Annotated in this window: 16 protein-coding genes; 5 read left to right on the top strand and 11 right to left on the bottom strand. The window is 42.2% G+C overall.

The window, feature by feature from the left end; translation table 11 throughout:
* Positions 1-189 precede the first annotated feature (189 nt).
* The 3 genes from OCU78_RS01485 to OCU78_RS01475 all read left to right on the top strand — a co-directional run bounded on the left by OCU78_RS01485 (position 190) and on the right by OCU78_RS01475 (position 4,813).
* Entirely contained in the window at positions 190-3,495 is a 3,306-nt protein-coding gene (locus OCU78_RS01485; RefSeq protein ID WP_137374102.1) for a putative Ig domain-containing protein, read from the top strand.
* A gap of 383 nt (positions 3,496-3,878) precedes the next feature.
* Positions 3,879-4,337 carry a zinc uptake transcriptional repressor Zur gene (gene zur / locus OCU78_RS01480; RefSeq protein WP_137374101.1) on the top strand — a complete coding sequence of 153 codons (459 nt, stop codon included), beginning with the start codon at positions 3,879-3,881 and terminating at the stop codon, positions 4,335-4,337.
* Between the two features lie 14 nt (positions 4,338-4,351).
* Positions 4,352-4,813, top strand: a complete 462-nt coding sequence (locus tag OCU78_RS01475; protein ID WP_137374100.1) for a chemotaxis protein CheX — start codon at positions 4,352-4,354, stop codon at positions 4,811-4,813.
* A gap of 165 nt (positions 4,814-4,978) precedes the next feature.
* Here OCU78_RS01475 and pgi read toward each other — a convergent pair whose 3' ends face one another.
* Complete coding sequence (gene pgi, locus OCU78_RS01470; protein ID WP_137374099.1) at positions 4,979-6,631, bottom strand: glucose-6-phosphate isomerase; 1,653 nt, start codon at positions 6,629-6,631, stop codon at positions 4,979-4,981.
* A 320-nt stretch (positions 6,632-6,951) separates the two neighbouring features.
* Here pgi and OCU78_RS01465 point away from each other — a divergent pair, with 320 nt between their 5' ends.
* Positions 6,952-7,371, top strand: a complete 420-nt coding sequence (locus tag OCU78_RS01465; protein ID WP_137374098.1) for a secondary thiamine-phosphate synthase enzyme YjbQ — start codon at positions 6,952-6,954, stop codon at positions 7,369-7,371.
* Between the two features lie 203 nt (positions 7,372-7,574).
* Here the strand turns inward: OCU78_RS01465 and OCU78_RS01460 are convergent, their stop codons facing one another.
* The 3 genes from OCU78_RS01460 to OCU78_RS01450 are packed head-to-tail and all read right to left on the bottom strand — an operon-like array spanning position 7,575 to position 11,281.
* Positions 7,575-8,795, bottom strand: coding sequence for a BamA/TamA family outer membrane protein (locus OCU78_RS01460; RefSeq protein ID WP_137374132.1), 1,221 nt, complete (start codon positions 8,793-8,795; stop codon positions 7,575-7,577).
* 2 nt (positions 8,796-8,797) lie between these two features.
* On the bottom strand, positions 8,798-9,874 hold the full coding sequence (gene alr, locus OCU78_RS01455) for an alanine racemase (RefSeq protein WP_206383702.1): 1,077 nt from the start codon (positions 9,872-9,874) through the stop codon (positions 8,798-8,800).
* Positions 9,875-9,889: 15 nt separating this feature from the next.
* Positions 9,890-11,281 (bottom strand): replicative DNA helicase, encoded by a 1,392-nt coding sequence (locus tag OCU78_RS01450; protein WP_171737316.1) that lies wholly within the window; start codon positions 11,279-11,281, stop codon positions 9,890-9,892.
* 174 nt (positions 11,282-11,455) lie between these two features.
* Here OCU78_RS01450 and OCU78_RS01445 point away from each other — a divergent pair, with 174 nt between their 5' ends.
* A complete protein-coding gene (locus OCU78_RS01445) occupies positions 11,456-12,247 on the top strand; it encodes a DUF481 domain-containing protein (protein WP_137374095.1) in 792 nt (263 codons plus the stop codon).
* Positions 12,248-12,397: 150 nt separating this feature from the next.
* Here OCU78_RS01445 and rplI read toward each other — a convergent pair whose 3' ends face one another.
* The 7 genes from rplI to OCU78_RS01410 form a co-directional block, all read right to left on the bottom strand.
* Complete coding sequence (gene rplI, locus OCU78_RS01440) at positions 12,398-12,850, bottom strand: 50S ribosomal protein L9 (protein WP_137374094.1); 453 nt, start codon at positions 12,848-12,850, stop codon at positions 12,398-12,400.
* A 38-nt stretch (positions 12,851-12,888) separates the two neighbouring features.
* Complete coding sequence (gene rpsR, locus OCU78_RS01435) at positions 12,889-13,116, bottom strand: 30S ribosomal protein S18 (RefSeq protein WP_000090472.1); 228 nt, start codon at positions 13,114-13,116, stop codon at positions 12,889-12,891.
* A gap of 131 nt (positions 13,117-13,247) precedes the next feature.
* Complete coding sequence (gene rpsF, locus OCU78_RS01430; RefSeq protein WP_004735855.1) at positions 13,248-13,661, bottom strand: 30S ribosomal protein S6; 414 nt, start codon at positions 13,659-13,661, stop codon at positions 13,248-13,250.
* Positions 13,662-13,903: 242 nt separating this feature from the next.
* Positions 13,904-14,641, bottom strand: coding sequence for a 23S rRNA (guanosine(2251)-2'-O)-methyltransferase RlmB (rlmB, locus tag OCU78_RS01425; protein ID WP_137374093.1), 738 nt, complete (start codon positions 14,639-14,641; stop codon positions 13,904-13,906).
* 163 nt (positions 14,642-14,804) lie between these two features.
* Positions 14,805-17,306, bottom strand: coding sequence for a ribonuclease R (gene rnr, locus OCU78_RS01420; protein ID WP_137374092.1), 2,502 nt, complete (start codon positions 17,304-17,306; stop codon positions 14,805-14,807).
* A 288-nt stretch (positions 17,307-17,594) separates the two neighbouring features.
* Positions 17,595-18,230 (bottom strand): flagellar protein MotX, encoded by a 636-nt coding sequence (gene motX, locus OCU78_RS01415; RefSeq protein WP_137374091.1) that lies wholly within the window; start codon positions 18,228-18,230, stop codon positions 17,595-17,597.
* Between the two features lie 292 nt (positions 18,231-18,522).
* Entirely contained in the window at positions 18,523-19,839 is a 1,317-nt protein-coding gene (locus OCU78_RS01410; protein ID WP_137374090.1) for an adenylosuccinate synthase, read from the bottom strand.
* Between the last annotated feature and the right edge of the window lie 101 nt (positions 19,840-19,940).

Here is a 19,940-nt window from a genome sequence, read left to right as displayed (position 1 = left end):
TCAACCAAAAGCTATATTCCAAAATTCACAAGCTGAATTCTCTCCAGCTAAATATAAAGTTATTTATATTTGATAGTGCCAAATTTCACCCTCAAAAACGTAGACTTCGCGATCTTATTAAATGGTTATATTTCATTTAAATCCTGATAAGCCAAAGACTAAAACTCACCTACGAAGGACGTAAGAGTAATGAAAAAAATCAGCTTGCTGGCAGCGGCAGTTTCAATGGCGTTAACGGGTTGTGGGAGCGATGACTCAAACTCTTCTCCAACACCAACACCAACACCACAGTTCACAATCACAGCCATTGATGGCTACCTAAATAATGCCGAAGTTTATATTGGAGATAACTGTGACTCGTTTGTAGGTAGAACCAACCGAAGTGGTCAACTGACACTCGATCTTACGGATGACATTGTTGACCAAAAGGTGTGCATTAAAGCCATTGCAAATGAAACGATTGATATGACCCGCGGTGTTGTTATTGATGAGTTTACTCTTGCAGCCCCTTCGGTACCAAAAAGTGCTGACGAGCCTATTGTTGTTAGTCCAATGACGAACCTTGTTGTTGAACAAATTGAGCATTCCGAAGCTAATGGCACTGAAATGACTCAAGAAGAGGCCGAGCAAGCTGTTGTTGAGTCTTTCAATACTAATGACAATGTGGTTTTTAATTCTGAAGATATCTTTGGTGATTACGTCGCAGTGGCAGAAGGAGAAGGCGAAGAAGCAGAAAAGGCTAAAGCCATCAATATTGTAGGTGAAACGTTAGTTGACTATGACGATGTGCTTGCTCCGGCAGACCAACTCAATGTTATTGAAGATATATCGACAGAGACTTCAGATATTATTGCGGATGAAAACCAAACTCTAAGCGATGAGTATGCCCCTGTAGTGAACACTGGAGAAAACGGCTATATCGGTATTACACCAAATAATCGCCCTACTCAAGCTGAAGACACTAGCATTCAACCAGTCACCTTCGAACTTGGCCAATCACGCAACTATGAATTAAATGCACTTTTCATTGATGCTGATGGCGACGCCTTAGTGTATACCGTTGACGCACAAGAAGAAGCAGGCGCTGATATTACGAACAGTGGTACAACTTTAACGGTTACTCCCACTCAAGCTGGTGTATACGATGTGTTGATCTATGCATCTGATGAAGTATCTCGCTCTTACCCATTAGTGCTAAATGTAACAGCAACAACACCCAATACCGCGCCAATATTAAATGAGCAAAATACCTTACAAGCCGATCTCGACGCTCTAAATCTGACTGCGACGGTAAGTACAGATGCGCGTCTATTGATTGACAATTTATTTATCGATGCCGATAACGACGAACTGACCTACGAGGTTACTGAAGCCGAACAAAGTGGGCTGAGTATCAACGTTGATAACGCAAGTGATGAGATCCACATACTTGGAACACCAGAACAAGAGGGTGTTTTTACATTTAACGTAACGGCTAATGATGGCGTAAACCCAGCAGCAGCCCAAAGCTTCTCCCTTACAGTTTCAGAAGCTCCAAATACAGCTCCTGTTACAGAACCAACACAGCAGCAGCGCGTGGCAGATGAACTGACAGCCCTTGAGTTACAAGTTGGTATTGCGGTTAACGCCAACATAAGCCTTGACCAACTATTTAGTGATGACGATACATTAACCCTGACAACGCAAGACACTATCGAAGGTGTTAATACAACAATTAACGAGGCAACTCTTTCACTAATAGGCATTCCTACGACTCAAGGGAATGCTGATCTCGAAATTTTTGCTTCTGATGGTGTTCACGATCCAGTATTAGCCAAATTTGTTGTACCTGTAGCAGAAGAAGACTCGTCAGAGCCTACAGATCCTGTTTTACCCGCTCCAACCCCTCGCTTTGAAGAGAAGCACTTTATTGGCGGTGAGTGGCGGATGGGTGAAATCGGGAGAGATTACGGTGACATTGGAATGGGCTGGGCTTCACTGATGAAAGACCAAGATCAACACTACTTCTGTTGGAAGAAAAGTTTCGACATTGCAATCCCAGCCCAACTGGAAGCACTCGAAGATCCAGAAAATAAAAAACTAGTAATTAGCCCGAACAGTGAGGACTGCAAACCTGTCACTATCCAACCTGATGGCACCTTATTGGGTGACGGTGACATATATACTCCGGTCTACTCATCAGAAAAAAATGGTGACTATCAACTTGTATTAAAAATGAAAGATGACTTGTATTGGTTAGATTCAACTGAAGAACTTCCATTTACTGCAATGCTTCCTATTCCACCAATGGGTAATACAATTTATCAAAGCATTGAATCTGTTGGATACGTTCCCTTAAGAAGCGTTAATTTTATGGTTAACGAACAACATATCTATGCTTCCGAGGTTACACAATCAGGAACATATACAGCCCGTGAACTAGAAGCCTATGATGATAACTATTTGTTACCTTCAGTTTGGGCGGGCACCTGGGAGGTATCGACCTGGAATGATGGAAAAGAGTTACTAACTTATCAAAATTGGGAAAGCGCTTTTAACGAAGGTCGATACATGCGTCAGTTTAATGATGGTGAACTAAACATCATTGTTGCACAGCATGAAGATGATATGGATGAAGAAGTTGTAATTGTCTTAGAATCACCCGATGAGTCATTATTGCGTAGTATCAATGCGGTATGGGACCCAAGCTCAACACAACCTAAGCCAACATTACCAGAGATCCTTGACCCAAGCTTACTTAACGGCAAAACGTTCTATATGACTGAATACGGTTCATCTACTGGGGATGGGGAGTCTTTAGAGCATAGCGTTGTATGGTGTGATGCAGTCAAATTTGAAGATGGAAGTTACTACTGGAGTAAACGTAATCCATCGAACAATACCACTTGCCCCACAGATGCTGACTTGATTGAAAGCGGTACATATACCATTGATGATGAAAACTCAGTAATAGTTGTTCAAGCTGGCATTTACTCAACAATTTATACCGTGATTGGAGATGCTAGTGACCTTTCACCTGGCGCTCTATCCATCATAGCTCATAGCTCTCGAAAAACTCACTTTACAGATAAAAGCGCTGCAGAAGAGCGTTTAAATGCGAAATCAAATATGGGTGGTCACACTGGCAATAGTTTTGATTTCTACTTACCCACAGAGCAAAAGGGAACATCTGTACTGGGGAAAGTAAGTATCAACCTGACACAATCTAACGCAAGTATTACCTTTGAAAAATCACCAAATGGTGAAGACCTCAATTGTCAGTTGATTGGTGATAGTTTTGATGGATTCTGGTTAAGTTCTGGCGATAAAGCTGACTATTTGTGGGAAATTTCATCTCACTGTAGAAGCGATTATCGAGGCAATGTTTCCATTAGCATACCTAGAAGGTTTGAACTAGAGACAAATACTATATACAGCTTTGTTGGAAAATCAGATTATGCTCATCAAGAATCCGTTAAATACAATATTCATTGGAATCGCAATTTAGCCGATTAGTTTTTATAAAAAACACCATTATCAATAAAAGCCCTGCCATGTAGGGCTTTTTAGTTCTTTCATCGATGTAATTCAACCTTAAAAACTGCAGGTTTACCCTCTCGTTCATCTGTTCAATAAACTAAAATGAACAGTTAAAATGCTGCGCAAACATGTGTGATATGAACTTTACCTCACACTTTTTATTTAAACCGTTTTATCAATGAACAATTTCCTTTTGAACAACCACTTATACCTTGAGTCATACGGGTACTTTGAGTTACCTTGTTTAATCCAAAGTAGTGGTCCACAATACGCTCTGTACCTCACTTTAAACGTAAAATTATTGGTTCTCCCACGAAAGTAGTCTAGAAATAGTTTATGATTATAAGAGTCCAACTATTATGGTGAAAAAATTGGACCAAACATTGATAGAGCAAGTTGAAGGGATATGCGCAGCGAGAGGAGTTCGTTTAACTCCACAAAGAAAGCGAGTTTTTGAACTGATTTTATCTAACAAGAAAGCATCCAGTGCTTACGAGTTATTAGAACAATTAAAAATAAGCGAGCCGCAAGCAAAGCCTCCCACTGTATATCGCGCTTTAGATTTTTTATTGGAACAAGGTTTCATTCACCGGGTCGAGTCGACAAATAGCTTTATATGTTGCTGCTCATGCAATGCTAATAAACATTTTTCTCAGCTATTAATTTGCGATAAATGTGGCACTGTTATTGAATTGCAAGACGATGCTTTAATCGCTCAACTGGCTAGTAACGCAGAGAAGCATGGCTTCCAACTGACGAATCACGTCATTGAGTCACACGGAATATGTCAACCTTGCTCCTCCAACATGAAAGAATAAAATAGAAGAACATTATGCGCGCTGAATTTGTAAACCCGTTTTTAGCCTCTTTAATGAATGTACTAAAAACGATGGCCTCTCTAGAATTGAAGCCACAAAAACCAAGAGTAAAGAAAGACGAAATTGCTCGAGGTGATGTATCAGGCTTAATCGGTATGGTTGGCCAACAAAGTCGCGGCTCTATGTCGATTACCTTTGATGAAGGGCTTGCGCTAGAGATCATGCAAAACATGCTTGGTGAAAGACCAAATGGTCTAAACGAAGAAGTGACAGACATGGTCGGCGAAATCACCAATATGGTGACGGGCGGTGCTAAGCGCATCCTTGCTGAAAGTGGATTCGATTTCGATATGGCAACACCAGTTGTTGTATCAGGTAAAGGTCATACGATTCGCCATAAATGTGAAGGCTCTATTATTATCATGCCATTCACATCTCAATGGGGTAACGCCTTCATTGAAATTTGTTTCGAGTAATTTTTACCGCTAATGAATAAACAAAAAGCCGACGCAATTGCGTCGGCTTTTTTATACCTGGTATTTTCAAACCTGATAATAATGGCAAGTAAAGCCAAATGCATGGCTCTACTTACAGCACCCCGACCATATCACGTTAGCAATAAGCGTCAGGTAAAACAGTTATTATGCTTTGAACGCGTTAAATGCGTTAATCAGGCCATTTGTTGAACTGTCATGAGATGATACTTCAGAACCATCAGCCAGCTCAGGAAGAATTTGGTTTGCCAGTTGCTTACCAAGCTCTACACCCCATTGATCAAAGCTGAAGATATTCCAGATAACACCTTGAACAAAGATTTTATGTTCGTACATGGCAATCAAGTTACCTAGTGTGCGAGGTGTAATCTGTTTAACCAAAATAGAGTTTGTTGGGCGGTTACCCTCAAAAACTTTAAATGGTGCCAGTTCAGCCGCTTCTTCTGCAGTTTTACCCGCCGCTAGGAACTCAGCTTCAACTACTTCTTTCGTTTTACCAAACGCAAGTGCTTCAGTTTGAGCAAAGAAGTTCGACATCAGTTTTTGGTGATGATCAGATGCAGGGTTATGGCTAATTGCAGGAGCAATGAAATCTGCAGGGATCAGCTTAGTACCTTGGTGGATCAGTTGGTAGAAAGCGTGCTGACCGTTTGTTCCAGGTTCACCCCAAATAATAGGACCAGTTTGGTAATCCACAGGGTTGCCATTACGGTCAACAAACTTGCCATTTGATTCCATGTTACCTTGCTGGAAGTAAGCAGCAAAACGGTGCATGTACTGATCGTATGGCAAGATCGCTTCAGACTCAGCGCCATGGAAGTTATTGTACCAAATACCAATAAGAGCAAGGATTACAGGAATATTGCTTTCTAGTTCAGTTGAAGCAAAATGGTTATCCATATCATGAGCACCATCTAATAGCTCAACGAAGTTATCGAAGCCAATAGAAAGTGAGATAGAAAGACCAATAGCAGACCATAGTGAGTAACGACCGCCAACCCAGTCCCAGAATTCGAACATATTGTCAGTATCAATACCGAACTCAGCAACAGAAGGTGCGTTCGTTGAAAGTGCAGCGAAGTGCTTAGCAACGTGTGCTTCATCACCAGCTTCAGCTAAGAACCAATCACGAGCAGAGTGTGCATTCGTCATCGTTTCTTGAGTGGTGAATGTTTTAGATGCAACCAAGAACAACGTTGTTTCTGGGTTTAGAGGCTTAAGTGTTTCAACGATGTGAGTACCATCAACGTTAGAAACAAAGTGCATATTTAGGCGAGTTTTGTATGGCGTTAGCGCCTCAGTTACCATGTATGGACCAAGATCCGAGCCGCCGATACCGATGTTTACAACGTCAGTAATCTCTTTACCTGTGTAACCTTTCCAATCACCAGAAACGATGCGGTGTGTAAACAGTTCCATTTTTGCTAGTACTGCGTTTACTGCAGGCATTACATCTTTGCCATCAACGATTACAGGGTTATCGCTGCGGTTACGTAGAGCAGTATGAAGAACAGAACGACCTTCTGTTTTATTGATTGCTTCACCACTAAACATAGCTTCAATTGCTGATTTCAGTTCTGTCTCGTTCGCAAGAGAGAACAACTTATTCATAGTGTCAGCATCAACTAGGTTCTTTGAATAATCAACTAAGATATCTGAACCAAATTTTGTAGAGAATTTTTCAAAGCGCTGCGCATCTTTTGCAAAAAGATCTTTAAGAACCATATCTTGTGCAGATTCAAAATGAGCTGTTAGATCTTTCCACGCAGATGTTTGCGTTGGGTTAATGTTTTTCAACATGATGTCTATCCCGATATTTCTGTTGGTTTTATTCTAGCCACCGTTAACGATGAGTAGAACCCCCGATTAGGCGATAATATTTTCATTCAAAAAAAGTACTTGGGCTTCTCTTGAACTCTTATTTGTAATTTATTTTCATGACGTATTATGCAGCAGTTAAAAATCAACTTATTGAGATAAATCAGATTACATTTGTTGATTTAAAAAGCAGCATGAGTAAAGCTCCACTCTATTAGCAAATTGAGTCAAACCTTATAAATTCAAGTCTAAAAGATAGCGTTAAACGACTATTTTTCCAAATACAATATAAAGGATGCCATATGTGGGTTCAGAAGACGATTCATCTCGATGCCAGAGAACGTGGCTTTCACCTTATTACTGATGAAATTGAACAACAAATTAATTCTATCGATAATCTCTCTGTTGGTTTATTACACCTTTTTATACAGCACACTTCTGCCAGCTTAACTTTAAATGAGAACGCAGATCCGACAGTCCGTATCGATATGGAGTCACATTTTAATAAATACGTTCCAGAACGAGCAAGTTACTACCTTCATACTTACGAAGGAGATGACGATATGCCAGCCCACATCAAAGCTTCTCTTTTAGGTAATAGCATTACCATCCCGATTACCAATGGTCGGTTAGCTTTAGGTACATGGCAGGGTATTTACTTAGGAGAGCACCGTGATTACGGTGGGAGCAGAACTGTCATTGCAACCATTCAAGGTGAGTGACTATTCACTGTTAGTCACAATTAACGGTGAGCAACAGTTCAAAATAGGCAACAACACGCTGGCAATGGCAAATAAAAAGGGTGGTACAGTTATGACCACCCTTTAACGATAAGAGACATGGTTTATCAAAGATGACATTCTATCTTTGCCCATAAACTTTTGATGCAGGCTTTAGATACTAGATTTAAATACTGGCTTTTAGCTTAAAAGGGTTGGTTTATCATTACCCGAAAAGTACCTTCTTCACTGCCTCTGGCTATTTCAGTACGAACTACTATACCTTCAACTTGAAAGCGTACCGCACCACCTAGGCTCCACTTCATATCCGTGTGTAAGGTCTTTAAATCGTACTCTTCAGAGACTCTACCTACTTCAGCAAAAGCTACCCATTGCCACCAAGGCAAATCATAGTAATTGATTACTGGAATGCTCTCTAAAGGCTGCCAATCCGGGAGCACTCGATACTCTGCAGAGTAATGGATTGCCGAACGTCCGTGGAAGCGCCCGCCTGTATAGCTTCTTAATCGATATAAGCCGCCAAGACGAGCTTGCTCCATTTCTGGAGGGCGAGCACAATGATCAGAAGAGCAGTTATCCCAAGTAGGGGTATCTGATGTATAGAAATCGAACGCGACAACTTGTTGGTCAAATAACTCTCCAAGAGGTCCTAATGCGTAATAATGGCTATTTTGGAAAGTCCATTTAAGCCAAAGATCATCGTCTCCCCAACTCTCTGCACCAGTCATTAATTCAAAAGAAGTGTGAGAACCTTTAGTTGTGTTACGCGTGCTGTCACGGTTATCCCAATCAAACGCTAAGCTTAAACCAGTGGCTTTCTCATCGTCATAAAAACCATCTAATTCACGAGAGCTGAAAAAAGGCGTCACAATTATCGAACTGACTCCAGATTCCATTGGAGAGGCAAAGCTAACATCGCGAATAGGTTGGAATGCGCCGAGCAAACCATGCTCAGCAACATTACCCCAAGGTAATAAATACTTAAATTCAAACTGATAGTTTTTTTCTACACCATCAATGATCGTTTTATCAGTGTTCGATGAATTGTTGTCTCCTTGAGAGCCAAGGTAATAGGGGTTGTCATTAAAGCGGGCTTGGTACATTTGAGTACTGAACAACCACTCTTCCGATAACGCATAATTGAAAGCAGAAACGAAGCCTACATAACTGTCTTTATCAGAATACAACGCCATACCAAATAAAGCTGCTTGTGGCTGACCAACACCTTTAGCGACACCGGCAACCCCAAAGGTATTTCCCATCACTTCCGTGCTGAAGTAAAAAGGTAAGAATGCTGAATCCTTTTCTTCACTAGCAACATTGAATGAGAAAAAAACACACAGAACACTGAGTAATGAAGGTAGCAGCAAGGTGGCTATGCGCTTTGTAAAGTTCGCCAAAGGCATCATTAGTACTCGTATTCCATTTCTACTCTTGAGGTCAGTTTAGTCACTAATTCATACGCTATCGTACCGATATGCAGTGCGACCTCCTCCGATGGTAATTCCCTTCCCCACAACGTAGCTTCATCACCAACTTTATCTTTAGCATCAGGACCTAAGTCAACAGTGAGCATATCCATAGAAACTCGCCCCGCAATTGGCGCTTTACGACCATTAATAAAAACAGGTGTACCATTAGGGGCTGTCCGAGGGTAACCATCACCGTAACCTATTGCGATGACACCAATTTTGGTATCTCGCTCACTAGTCCAGTTACCACCATAGCCAACACTTTCACCTGCTTTCAAATCACGTACTGCAATCAGGTGAGATGTCAGAGTCATTACCGGCAGAAAGCCTAATTCTTTAGCTGACTTATCAACAAACGGAGATACACCGTAAGAAATAATCCCAGGTCGAACCCAATCTAAATGGCTGTCAGGCCAAGCCAGTAAACCTGCTGAATTCGCAAGAGAGCGCTCCCCTTCACAGCCTTCAGTCAAAGACAGGAACAATTCAGTCTGTTGCTCGGTCGTGGCTTTGTCTAACTCATCAGCGCAACCAAAGTGGCTCATGTAGCGTAGTGGTTTTGCCACATTCGGGCATTGATGTAGGCGCTCAACAAAATCTTGATACTGTTCAGAGCGAACACCTAAACGGTGCATACCGCTATCGACTTTCAACCAAACGACAACAGGCGTTTCAAGTTGAGAGTTTTCTAGAGCACTCAACTGCTCTTCACAATGGACCACTGTTTGAATGTTATTAGTCACCAGAATTGGTAAGTCACCCTGGGAGTAAAACCCTTCAAGCAATAAGATGGGTTGAACAATACCGCCAGCGCGAAGCTGTAAGGCTTCTTCAATTCTAGCGACACCAAAAGCATCCGAGTTTTTAGAATGCTTGGCGATATGCAGTAAGCCGTGTCCATAACCGTTGGCTTTGACTACCGACATCACTTTACTGTTCGGCGCTTTGGACTTAATCAACCGCAAGTTATGTTCAAGCGCACTTAAGTTAATACTCGCCGTTGCGGCTTTCATATATGTCATAGCTGCTTACTCGTCATCAAATGCAGGACCTGCATAGTTATCAAAACGAGAATGCTGACCTTGGAAAGTAAGTCGAACTGAACCGATAGGACCATTACGCTGCTTACCTAAGATTATCTCTGCAATGCCTTTTAATGAGCTGTCAGGGTTATAAACTTCATCACGATAGATAAACATGATCAAATCGGCATCTTGCTCGATAGAACCTGATTCACGCAAATCTGAGTTTACAGGTCGCTTATCTGCACGTTGCTCTAGGGAACGGTTAAGCTGAGAAAGGGCTACAACCGGCACATTCAGCTCTTTGGCTAATGCTTTTAATGAACGAGAGATCTCTGCAATTTCAAGAGTACGGTTTTCAGATAAAGCAGGAACACGCATTAATTGAAGGTAATCGATCATGATCATCGAAATACCGTCATGTTCTCTTGCAATTCTTCGAGCTCGTGAGCGAACCTCTGTAGGAGTCAGACCTGAACTGTCATCGATGTACATGTTCTTCTTATCCATAAGAATACCCATACTCGAAGAGATACGCGCCCAATCCTCATCATCTAGCTGACCTGTTCGGATCTTGGTTTGATCGACACGAGAAAGAGAAGCAAGCATACGCATCATTAATTGTTCGGCTGGCATCTCTAAAGAAAAGATTAAAACCGGCTTGTCTTGTTTCATCGCTGCGTTTTCACACAAGTTCATCGCAAACGTGGTTTTACCCATCGATGGACGAGCCGCGACAATAATTAAGTCAGAACCTTGCAGACCCGCTGTCTTCTTGTTGAGGTCATTGAAACCAGTATCGACACCTGTTACGCCATCTTGTGGTGATTTGTATAGGATCTCGATTCGTTCCAACGTTTTTTCTAGAATGCTGTCTACATTCTGAGGGCCTTCATTTTCACTCGCACGCCCTTCAGCAATAGCAAATACTTTACTTTCGGCTAGATCCAATAAATCTTCAGAGCTGCGACCTTGAGGGTCATACCCTGAATCTGCAATTTCATTAGCGACACCAATTAAGCTACGGACAAGCGCTCTCTGCGCAACTATTTCAGCATAAGCATTAATATTAGCTGCACTTGGGGTGTTCTTAGCTAAATCAGCCAAATAAGCGAAACCGCCGACTTCTTCAAGTTGCTCGCGAACTTCTAAAAATTCGGAAAGTGTAATCAGATCAAGTGGGTTACTTTCTTCAAGAATTGCTTTTACCGCTTCAAAAATTAAGCGATGAGGTCGACTGTAAAAATCTTTACTCACCACTTTTTCTGAAACCGTATCCCAGCGTTCGTTGTCCAGCAACAAACCGCCAATCACAGATTGTTCAGCTTCTAATGAATGCGGAGGAACTTTGATTGCGTCCACCTGATCGTTGGCTGATTTCTGATTTCTGGTATCCACTATGACTACACTCAATAACTATTAATGACCGCTCATTATACGCAAGAACGATAATTTGTAATCCACCCGACAGCGTTTGTTTTACTCTTAATTAAGAATTTACTTATTGCTGACTCAAATAAGCAAAGGTACGATTACGATCCTTATATTCATATCACTTATAATGAGGTCTGCGTGTCCAAAGTATTAGCGCTCAGCATTGGGCTTTTGAGTGCTCCGCTGGTTTTTGCAGATGGTGTCACCGCCACTACTGCAACTAATAATATGGATATTGCACCCGCAGACACTGAACTACCTAGTCCCTGGGCAACTGAAGTCGAGTTTGGTTACCAATCTCATACCGGAAATTCGGATACTCACTCGTTGAATGCACGCCTTAAGGGTGAGTATACGGCCGGTCGTCATAGGACTAACGGTGAATGGAAATACTACAATTTATATAAAGATGGTGAAGAAGATAAAAGGCAATCGACCTACTCAGCGCAAAGCGATTATAAGCTAAGCCCGAAAACCTATTTTTATGGAAGCTTTAAAGGTATAGATTCAAGGTACAGTGCGTATTTTAAGGACTATACCGTTTCTAGTGGTTTAGGTTATCAATTTTCCAACACTGAAGTCTTTGTTTTAGAAGTCGAGATGGGCCCTGGTTTTCGATACCAAGAACCTAATTTAGATGAGATCGATGATGACGATATTATCTTTCCCGATATTGTCGAAGAAGGGATTTTCCGAGGGAATATCAATACATCATGGCAAGTTTTAGACAACTTACAGTTTAAAGCGGACATGACATTGGTCTCAGGCAGAAGCAATATTCGATTGGATACAGATTTAGAAGTCATCAATGACATTACCGATAATATCGCGCTGAAAATTGCGCACTCTCGTCAGTATCACGATAAAGTTCCTGAAGGGTTGAATAAAGAAGACTCTGTATTATCCATAAACTTATTATTTCAATTCTAACCGAGCCTGCTAGTTAGTAGGCTCTACCGCTCCACATTGTTAATGTTAACAGCCACACCTTTGAATACCTCATATTTTAGACATAAAAAAACACCAGCCGAAGCTGGTGTTTAAAACTTTCAAAACGAAAGAATTCGTCTCGTACTGAAATTACGCAGTAGCAACGATAGAGATTTTCGCAGTAGCAAAAACTTCAGAGTGAAGTTGGATGCTTACTTCGAAATCACCGATGTTACGTAAAGCGCCTTCAGGTAGGCGTACTTCGCTCTTAACTACTGCAACACCAGCTGCTGTAATAGCGTCTGCGATGTCACGAGTACCGATAGAACCGAATAGTTTGCCTTCGTCACCAGCTTTAGAAGCGATTGTAACGCCTTCTAGAGTGTTAACTGTCTCTGCGCGAGCTTCTGCAGCAGCTAGTTGCTCAGCAACTTTAGCTTCTAGTTCAGCACGACGAGTTTCGAACATAGCAACGTTTTCTTTAGTTGCCATAACTACTTTACCCTGTGGGATAAGGAAGTTACGAGCGTAACCAGATTTAACGTTTACTTGGTCGCCAAGGCCACCTAGGTTACCGATTTTATCAAGTAGAATAACTTGCATTATCTTAGTCCTCTTAAACTATTGTTAACTATTACCGATTACTGATGCTTGTCAGTGTATGGTAGTAGAGCTAGGTAACGAGAACGCTTGATAGCGCGAGCTAGTTGACGTTGGTATTTAGCACTTGTACCAGTGATACGGCTAGGTACAATTTTACCAGCTTCAGTGATGTAGTTTTTTAGAGTTGCTACGTCTTTGTAGTCAATCTCTTGTACGCCTTCTGCAGTAAAACGGCAGAATTTACGACGACGGAAGAAACGAGCCATGGGCTATCTCCTGATCTAAATTTAATAATGCGGTATTCACACAAACTTATAATTAAGTTAAGCCAATGCTTATAGTGAAAATACCTAAACGAGTCGAATAAAATTTAATGACCTAAACGGTCAAAAAATAATTACTCAGCAGCAGCTTCTGGCTTAGCTTCTTCTTCACGACGTGGTGCACGTTCTTCACGGTCATCACGACGAGGAGCACGCTCTGCACGCTCTTCTTTTTGCTTAAGCATGATAGATTGCTCAGTCACAGCGCCTTTAGTGCGCATGATCATGTTACGTAGAACTGCATCGTTAAAACGGAAAGCAGTTTCTAGCTCGTCCATCACTTCTTGACCAGCTTCAACGTTCATAAGAACGTAGTGAGCTTTGTGAAGTTTGTTGATTGGGTAAGCCATTTGACGGCGGCCCCAGTCTTCTAGACGGTGGATAGTACCACCAGCTTCAGTGATTGAACCAGTGTAACGCTCGATCATGCCAGCTACTTGCTCGCTTTGATCAGGGTGAACCATGAATACGATTTCATAATGACGCATTTGGTTGCTCCTTACGGATTATTAGCTTCCACGAAAGGCTCGGTCGTCCAAGGGAAGCAAGGAACTAAAGAAAAATGACCGAGTTTTAAGGACGGCAAATATTATAGAAAGAGCTCGTTATTAGCAAGCAATATTTGGCGAAAAATAAAACAGTTTAGTGCGTATCGTTTTCGTTCTCTTATCGCAATAAAAATCCCTACTACAAGTAATAGGGATTCACGAATAAGAACTCAATAAAAACGCTAGGCTAGGCGTTGGCGAACCGCTTCAAATAAGCAGATACCTGATGCAACAGAAACGTTCAAACTTGAAACGCTACCCGCCATTGGGATCTTAATTAAGTCATCACACGTTTCACGAGTCAGTCTACGCATACCATCACCTTCAGCGCCCATTACAATCGCTAATGGACCAGAAAGTTTAGCTTGGTAAATATCATGTGTCGCTTCACCAGCCGTGCCCACAAACCATACGCCTTGCTCTTGCAGAGCTCGCATAGTACGAGCGAGATTGGTTACACGCACTAAGGGAACAGTTTCAGCAGCACCACACGCTACCTTACTTACTGTTGCCGTTAACGGCGAAGAACGGTCTTTAGGAACGATAACAGCGGCCACACCTGCGGCATCTGCATTACGTAAGCAAGCGCCTAGGTTATGAGGGTCTGTCACGCCGTCTAGAACCAATAGTAGAGGCTGTTCGTGCTGCGCAAGGATATCATCTAGGTGCGTTTCATTAAGCTGTTTAGCTGGCTTAACTTTAGCAATCAAGCCTTGGTGATTAGCACCACTAGCTTTGTCATCTAAGACTTTGCGACCCATTTGCTGAATGGAAACACCAAACTGTTGTAATTGGTTCAATAGAGGAAGTAAGCGCTCATCCTGGCGTCCTTTAAGGACATAAGCTTCAATAAAGCGTGCTGGATCTTTCTCTAGTACGGCTTTCACCGCGTGAATACCGTAAATAAATTCGTTACTCATTGTCTCAAGTTACTCTTATTGCTCAGAGATGAATATCATCAATACCGATGTATCCATCTCTGTGTTGTTTATTTCGAGAGCATGCGTCTTTCGCCTGATACTCTCGCATTAAAGTGATTTCGCATTTAATTAGTTAGATGCTGAACTTTATCAGCACCAAGCCTTAAGACTTATCAGCCTTTGGCTTACGGCTTGCCGCACGTTTTTTCTTTGCACGAGCCTTAGCAGCACCAGTTTTATTCGCTGGTTTTTTCTTTTTAGCAGAGCTTTCGCTGCTGCCATCAGGTCGCTTCGTTGGTTCAACCAAAGGCTTCGCTGATACGCCCGGCTTATTGCTCTTCACCGCTGAACGCTTCTTGCTTTTTGCCTTTTTCATTGCTTCTGCTGCACGCTTTTTGGCAGTTTTTCCTTTACCACGTGGCTGACGAACAGTGTCTTCTAAATCAAAGTCAATTTGGCGAGTTTCTAAATTAACCGCAGACACCTTCACTTTAACTGAATCACCTAAGCGGTAGATATTACCTGAGCTTTCACCAACCAGACGCTGACCAACAGCATCAAACTGATAGTAGTCATTCGCTAGTGCGGAAATATGTACTAGACCATCGATGTGCAGTTCAGTTAGACGCACAAAGAAACCGAAGCCAGTCACGTTGGCAATCACGCCATCCATCACTTCACCGACATGGTCTTGCATGTATTCACATTTCAGCCAGTCGTTCACTTCACGTGTAGCATCATCAGCACGACGCTCAGTCATTGAACACTGCTCGCCGTAGAAATCCATATCATCGAAAGTGTAGTGGTAACCACCAGTTGGCGTCCAACGTTCGCTGTTACGACCTTCTTCTTTAGCAATAAGGTACTTAATCGCACGGTGCAATAGCAAATCTGGGTAACGACGAATTGGCGAGGTAAAGTGAGCATAGCGTTTAAGAGCCAGACCAAAGTGACCCGCGTTATCCGCGTTGTATACCGCTTGCTTCATTGAGCGCAGCAGCATAGTTTGGATTAATTCACGATCTTCACGTTCGTTAATCTGTTGCATCAGCTGTGCATAATCTACCGGAGATGGCGACAAGCCACCTTCCAGCGTTAAACCTAATTCACTTAAGAAGCTCTTAAAGCCCATTAAGCGCTCTTCACCCGGAGTATCGTGAACACGGTACAGCGCAGGCTCTTTGGCTTTTTCTACGTAAGATGCCGATGCGATATTCGCAAGAATCATACATTCTTCGATGATCTTGTGTGCATCGTTACGAATTACTGGTTCAATACGGTCAATCTTACGATCCGCATTGAAGATAAACTTAGTTTCTACCGTTTCAAATTCAATCGCACCACGTTCGTCACGCGTTTTCTTAAGCACCTTGTACATCTTATGAAGCTCTTCAAGATGTGGTACTTCTGGTTCGTAACGCTCACGTAATTCTTCATTGCCATCTAAGATCGCGCCTACTTTGTTGTAAGTGAGACGAGCATGAGAATTCATTACCGCTTCGTAGTGCTTGTAGCCCGACAGTTTACCTTTGTCTGAGATAGTCATCTCACACACCATACATAAACGGTCTACCTGAGGGTTCAATGAACACAAACCATTTGAAAGTACTTCTGGTAGCATTGGTACAACTTGTGACGGGAAGTATACCGAGTTACCACGGTTAATTGCTTCTTTGTCTAGCGCCGTATCTGGGCGAACGTAGTAACTTACGTCAGCGATCGCTACCCATAGACGCCAGCCACCGCCTTTCTTCGCTTCACAGTAAACCGCGTCATCAAAGTCACGCGCATCTTCACCATCAATCGTAACCAATGGCAGTTTGCGTAGATCAACACGTCCTTCTTTTGCTTCTTCAGGAACATGCTCACCAAGATTTTCGATTTGCTTATCTACCGCTTCAGGCCACTCTTGTGGGATTTGGTGAGTACGGATCGCGATCTGCGTTTCCATACCCGGTGCCATGTTTTCACCAAGAACTTCGGTCACTTTACCCATCATGTTACGAGAACGACCACCACGATCCGTAATTTCAATCACAACCACATTACCCATTCGAGCACCGCCTTTATGCTCAGTAGGGATTTGAATATCATGACTAATACGTGAATCATCAGCAACCACGTAAGAATGACCGTACTCTAAGAAGAAACGACCAACAAGTGGGGTTTTACGCTCTTCAAGAACACGAACCAAACGACCTTCACGACGGCCACGCTTACTGTTGTCAGTAGGCTGAGCCAATACGTAATCACCGTGCATGATGGTTTTCATCTGATGATGCGGCAACACGATATCATTGTCTTTACCAACGCTTCCATCAGGACGAACCCAACCATGACCGTCTTTATGACCAATCACATAGCCTTTAATAAGTTCCATCTTCTCTGGTAATGCATAGCACTGACGACGAGTAAAGATAAGCTGTCCATCACGTTCCATTGCACGTAAACGACGACGCAGCCCTTCATATTGTTCCTCTCCAGCAAGGCCCAGAGCTTCGAATAGATCGTTACGGTTCATTGGAATATTCGCTTCTGTTAGAAACGAAATAATAAACTCTCGGCTTGGTACTGGATTTTCGTAATTTTTCGACTCTCGGTCGGCAAAAGGATCAACAGTGGTTGTCGCTGTCGTGTTTTCTGACATTGGTGTGTTTTTTGACATAGGCGGACCTGCTTAAGCAAGGAAGGTATATATCCCTAGTATATCTGATGCTAGGGGTAACCTACAGATATGCTTTGGAAATCACTCTAAATAGGGCAAATTTATCCCACTTAAAATTATCGTCACTATTTAAAAAATAAAAATTGGAAGGTTATAAGTACACTTCCCAACAGACAGTTTTCGCTCCCTTATATAAACAGAAACACCTCGACAAGCGAGGTGTTTAAGTCAGATTTCAGTCTAAAACGTCATAAAGATAAAGTGCAGGTTCATCTTTATGTCAGCCTTTTACCAAAAGACATCACGGCGTTTAGCTCGAGCAATGATGTTATCAGGCATTCTTTGCTCTAAACCATTTCGCAAAACTGAAATTCTTTTATGCTGCCTTTGATCAGCAGTCACAGAGTTATATAGCCAGCGATAAGCATCTTCATAATCGAGAGGGCTTCCGTAATCACGGAGTAACAATTCCGCTAAATGAATACGGGCTTTAAGGTTCCCCATAGCCGCAGCTTCGCGCAAGTAAGGGATGGCTCGCTCTTTATCTTGCTGAACTAAAGTACCTCTCGAGTAATAGCGCCCGAGTTGCTCTAGAGCCACAGGTAAACCTTGGTGTGCTGAATTTTCCATATAATAGAGACCAAGCTCTACATCTTGTTCAACACATACTCCCCACGCAAGCATGTCACCGTATAAGAATTCATAAGACGGCAAACTAATACGCGTTGCACGGGCAACAATATCTTCAACCAACTGACATTTATCCGCCTTTACACGCTCTAAATGTTGATTGCGTTCTATTAAATTAATCAACTCAGCTTCAGTGTATATCGGTACTGGCTCTCCAACATCAGCTAAATCTGCATAGCTGAAAGTTGAGCTCAACGCGAATACTAATGAAGCTGCTACAATTCGTAGCTTCATACCTGCACTCTTTTATCTGTCTTTGAAACGCAAGACTCACTGCTTTTAATGCAGCAAAGACTTATAGCACTTCACTTACCATGATAACTGTATCGGCAACTGACATATTTGCTTTAGACAAAACTTGCCGATGATGGGCAATATTTTGCCAGATAGCGTACAAAAGATCATCAGCAATAATAAAAACTATAAATCATAGATATAAAAAAACCGACTTAATAAAGTCGGCTTTTAGAAAACTATTTTATTATCAAAGCACTAAATTAAAGTGCTTGGTAATCACTCAAAGGCATTACGCGCCGTATGGGTGAACCTTGATGATAGTTTCGTTACGATCTGGACCCGTTGATACGATATCAATTGGAACGCCAGTTAGGTCTTCAATACGCTTGATGTAATCTAGAGCAGCTTGTGGAAGCGCATCAATAGTCTTAGCACCAAATGTGTTCTCGCTCCAACCTGGCATTGTTTCGTAGATTGGCGTTGCTTCTTCAAATGACTCAGCAGCCATTGGAGAAACTTCTAGAACAGAACCATCTTTCATCTTGTAACCAGTACAAATTTTTAGCTCTTCTAGACCATCTAGAACGTCTAGTTTAGTTAGACACATACCAGATAGAGAGTTGATTTGGATTGCACGACGCATAGCAACTGCATCAAACCAGCCAGTACGACGTAGACGACCAGTTGTAGCACCGAACTCGTGACCAACATCGCCTAAGTGTTTACCTACTGGGTCTTGCTTTTCAAGGCCATCGTAAAGCTCTGTAGGGAATGGACCTGAACCAACACGAGTACAGTAAGCCTTAGTAATACCAAGGATGTAACCAATGTGACGAGGACCGAAACCAGAACCTGCAGCAACACCACCAGCAGTAGTGTTAGAAGACGTTACGTATGGGTAAGTACCGTGGTCGATATCTAGTAGCGTACCTTGAGCACCTTCGAACATGATCTTGTCGCCGCGCTTACGCGCTGCATCTAGTTCGTCAGTTACGTCGATAACCATCGCAGTTAACATATCTGCGTAGCTCATCGCTTGCTCAAGAACTTCTTCGTAGCTTACTGTTTCAGCTTTGTAGAAATGCTCTAGTTGGAAGTTGTGGAATTCCATAACTTCTTTCAGTTTCACTGCAAACATTTCTTTATCGAAAAGGTCACCAACGCGTAGACCGCGACGAGCAACTTTATCTTCGTAAGCAGGACCGATACCACGACCCGTTGTACCAATAGCTTTAGCGCCACGAGCGATTTCACGCGCGTTGTCGATAGCAATATGATACGGAAGAATTAGTGGACAAGCTTCAGAAATGAAAAGACGTTCACGAACAGGAATGCCGCGATCTTCAAGAGGCTTCATTTCTTTTAGAAGTGCGTCAGGCGATAATACTACACCGTTACCGATAACACATTTTACGTTATCGCGAAGAATGCCTGATGGAATTAAGTGAAGAACGGTTTTTTCACCGTCAATGACAAGAGTGTGACCTGCATTGTGACCGCCTTGGTAGCGAACCACGTATTTTGCATCTTCAGTTAAAAGGTCAACAATTTTACCTTTACCTTCGTCACCCCATTGGGTGCCCAGAACGACTACGTTATTTCCCATCTTTCCAATTTCTGTTGCTAATTAAAAATGGATTCTAGCACCGAATCGCTCTATTTGCAGTCATTTTTTGTTCATAACTCAGATTATTACCCATAGAAAAT

Origin of the sequence: Vibrio gallaecicus (assembly GCF_024347495.1) — a bacterium.
Classification (GTDB): domain Bacteria; phylum Pseudomonadota; class Gammaproteobacteria; order Enterobacterales; family Vibrionaceae; genus Vibrio; species Vibrio gallaecicus.
This window is presented reverse-complemented; position numbering and strand designations above follow the sequence as displayed.

Coding starts and splice junctions, on each gene's coding strand:
- OCU78_RS01485 (WP_137374102.1), top strand. CDS start 190: ATGAAAAAAATCAGCTTGCTGGCAGCGGCAGTTTCAATGGCGTTAACG.
- zur (WP_137374101.1), top strand. CDS start 3,879: ATGGTGAAAAAATTGGACCAAACATTGATAGAGCAAGTTGAAGGGATA.
- OCU78_RS01475 (WP_137374100.1), top strand. CDS start 4,352: ATGCGCGCTGAATTTGTAAACCCGTTTTTAGCCTCTTTAATGAATGTA.
- pgi (WP_137374099.1), bottom strand. CDS start 6,631: ATGTTGAAAAACATTAACCCAACGCAAACATCTGCGTGGAAAGATCTA.
- OCU78_RS01465 (WP_137374098.1), top strand. CDS start 6,952: ATGTGGGTTCAGAAGACGATTCATCTCGATGCCAGAGAACGTGGCTTT.
- OCU78_RS01460 (WP_137374132.1), bottom strand. CDS start 8,795: ATGCCTTTGGCGAACTTTACAAAGCGCATAGCCACCTTGCTGCTACCT.
- alr (WP_206383702.1), bottom strand. CDS start 9,874: ATGAAAGCCGCAACGGCGAGTATTAACTTAAGTGCGCTTGAACATAAC.
- rplI (WP_137374094.1), bottom strand. CDS start 12,850: ATGCAAGTTATTCTACTTGATAAAATCGGTAACCTAGGTGGCCTTGGC.
- rpsR (WP_000090472.1), bottom strand. CDS start 13,116: ATGGCTCGTTTCTTCCGTCGTCGTAAATTCTGCCGTTTTACTGCAGAA.
- rpsF (WP_004735855.1), bottom strand. CDS start 13,661: ATGCGTCATTATGAAATCGTATTCATGGTTCACCCTGATCAAAGCGAG.
- rlmB (WP_137374093.1), bottom strand. CDS start 14,641: ATGAGTAACGAATTTATTTACGGTATTCACGCGGTGAAAGCCGTACTA.
- rnr (WP_137374092.1), bottom strand. CDS start 17,306: ATGTCAAAAAACACACCAATGTCAGAAAACACGACAGCGACAACCACT.
- motX (WP_137374091.1), bottom strand. CDS start 18,230: ATGAAGCTACGAATTGTAGCAGCTTCATTAGTATTCGCGTTGAGCTCA.
- OCU78_RS01410 (WP_137374090.1), bottom strand. CDS start 19,839: ATGGGAAATAACGTAGTCGTTCTGGGCACCCAATGGGGTGACGAAGGT.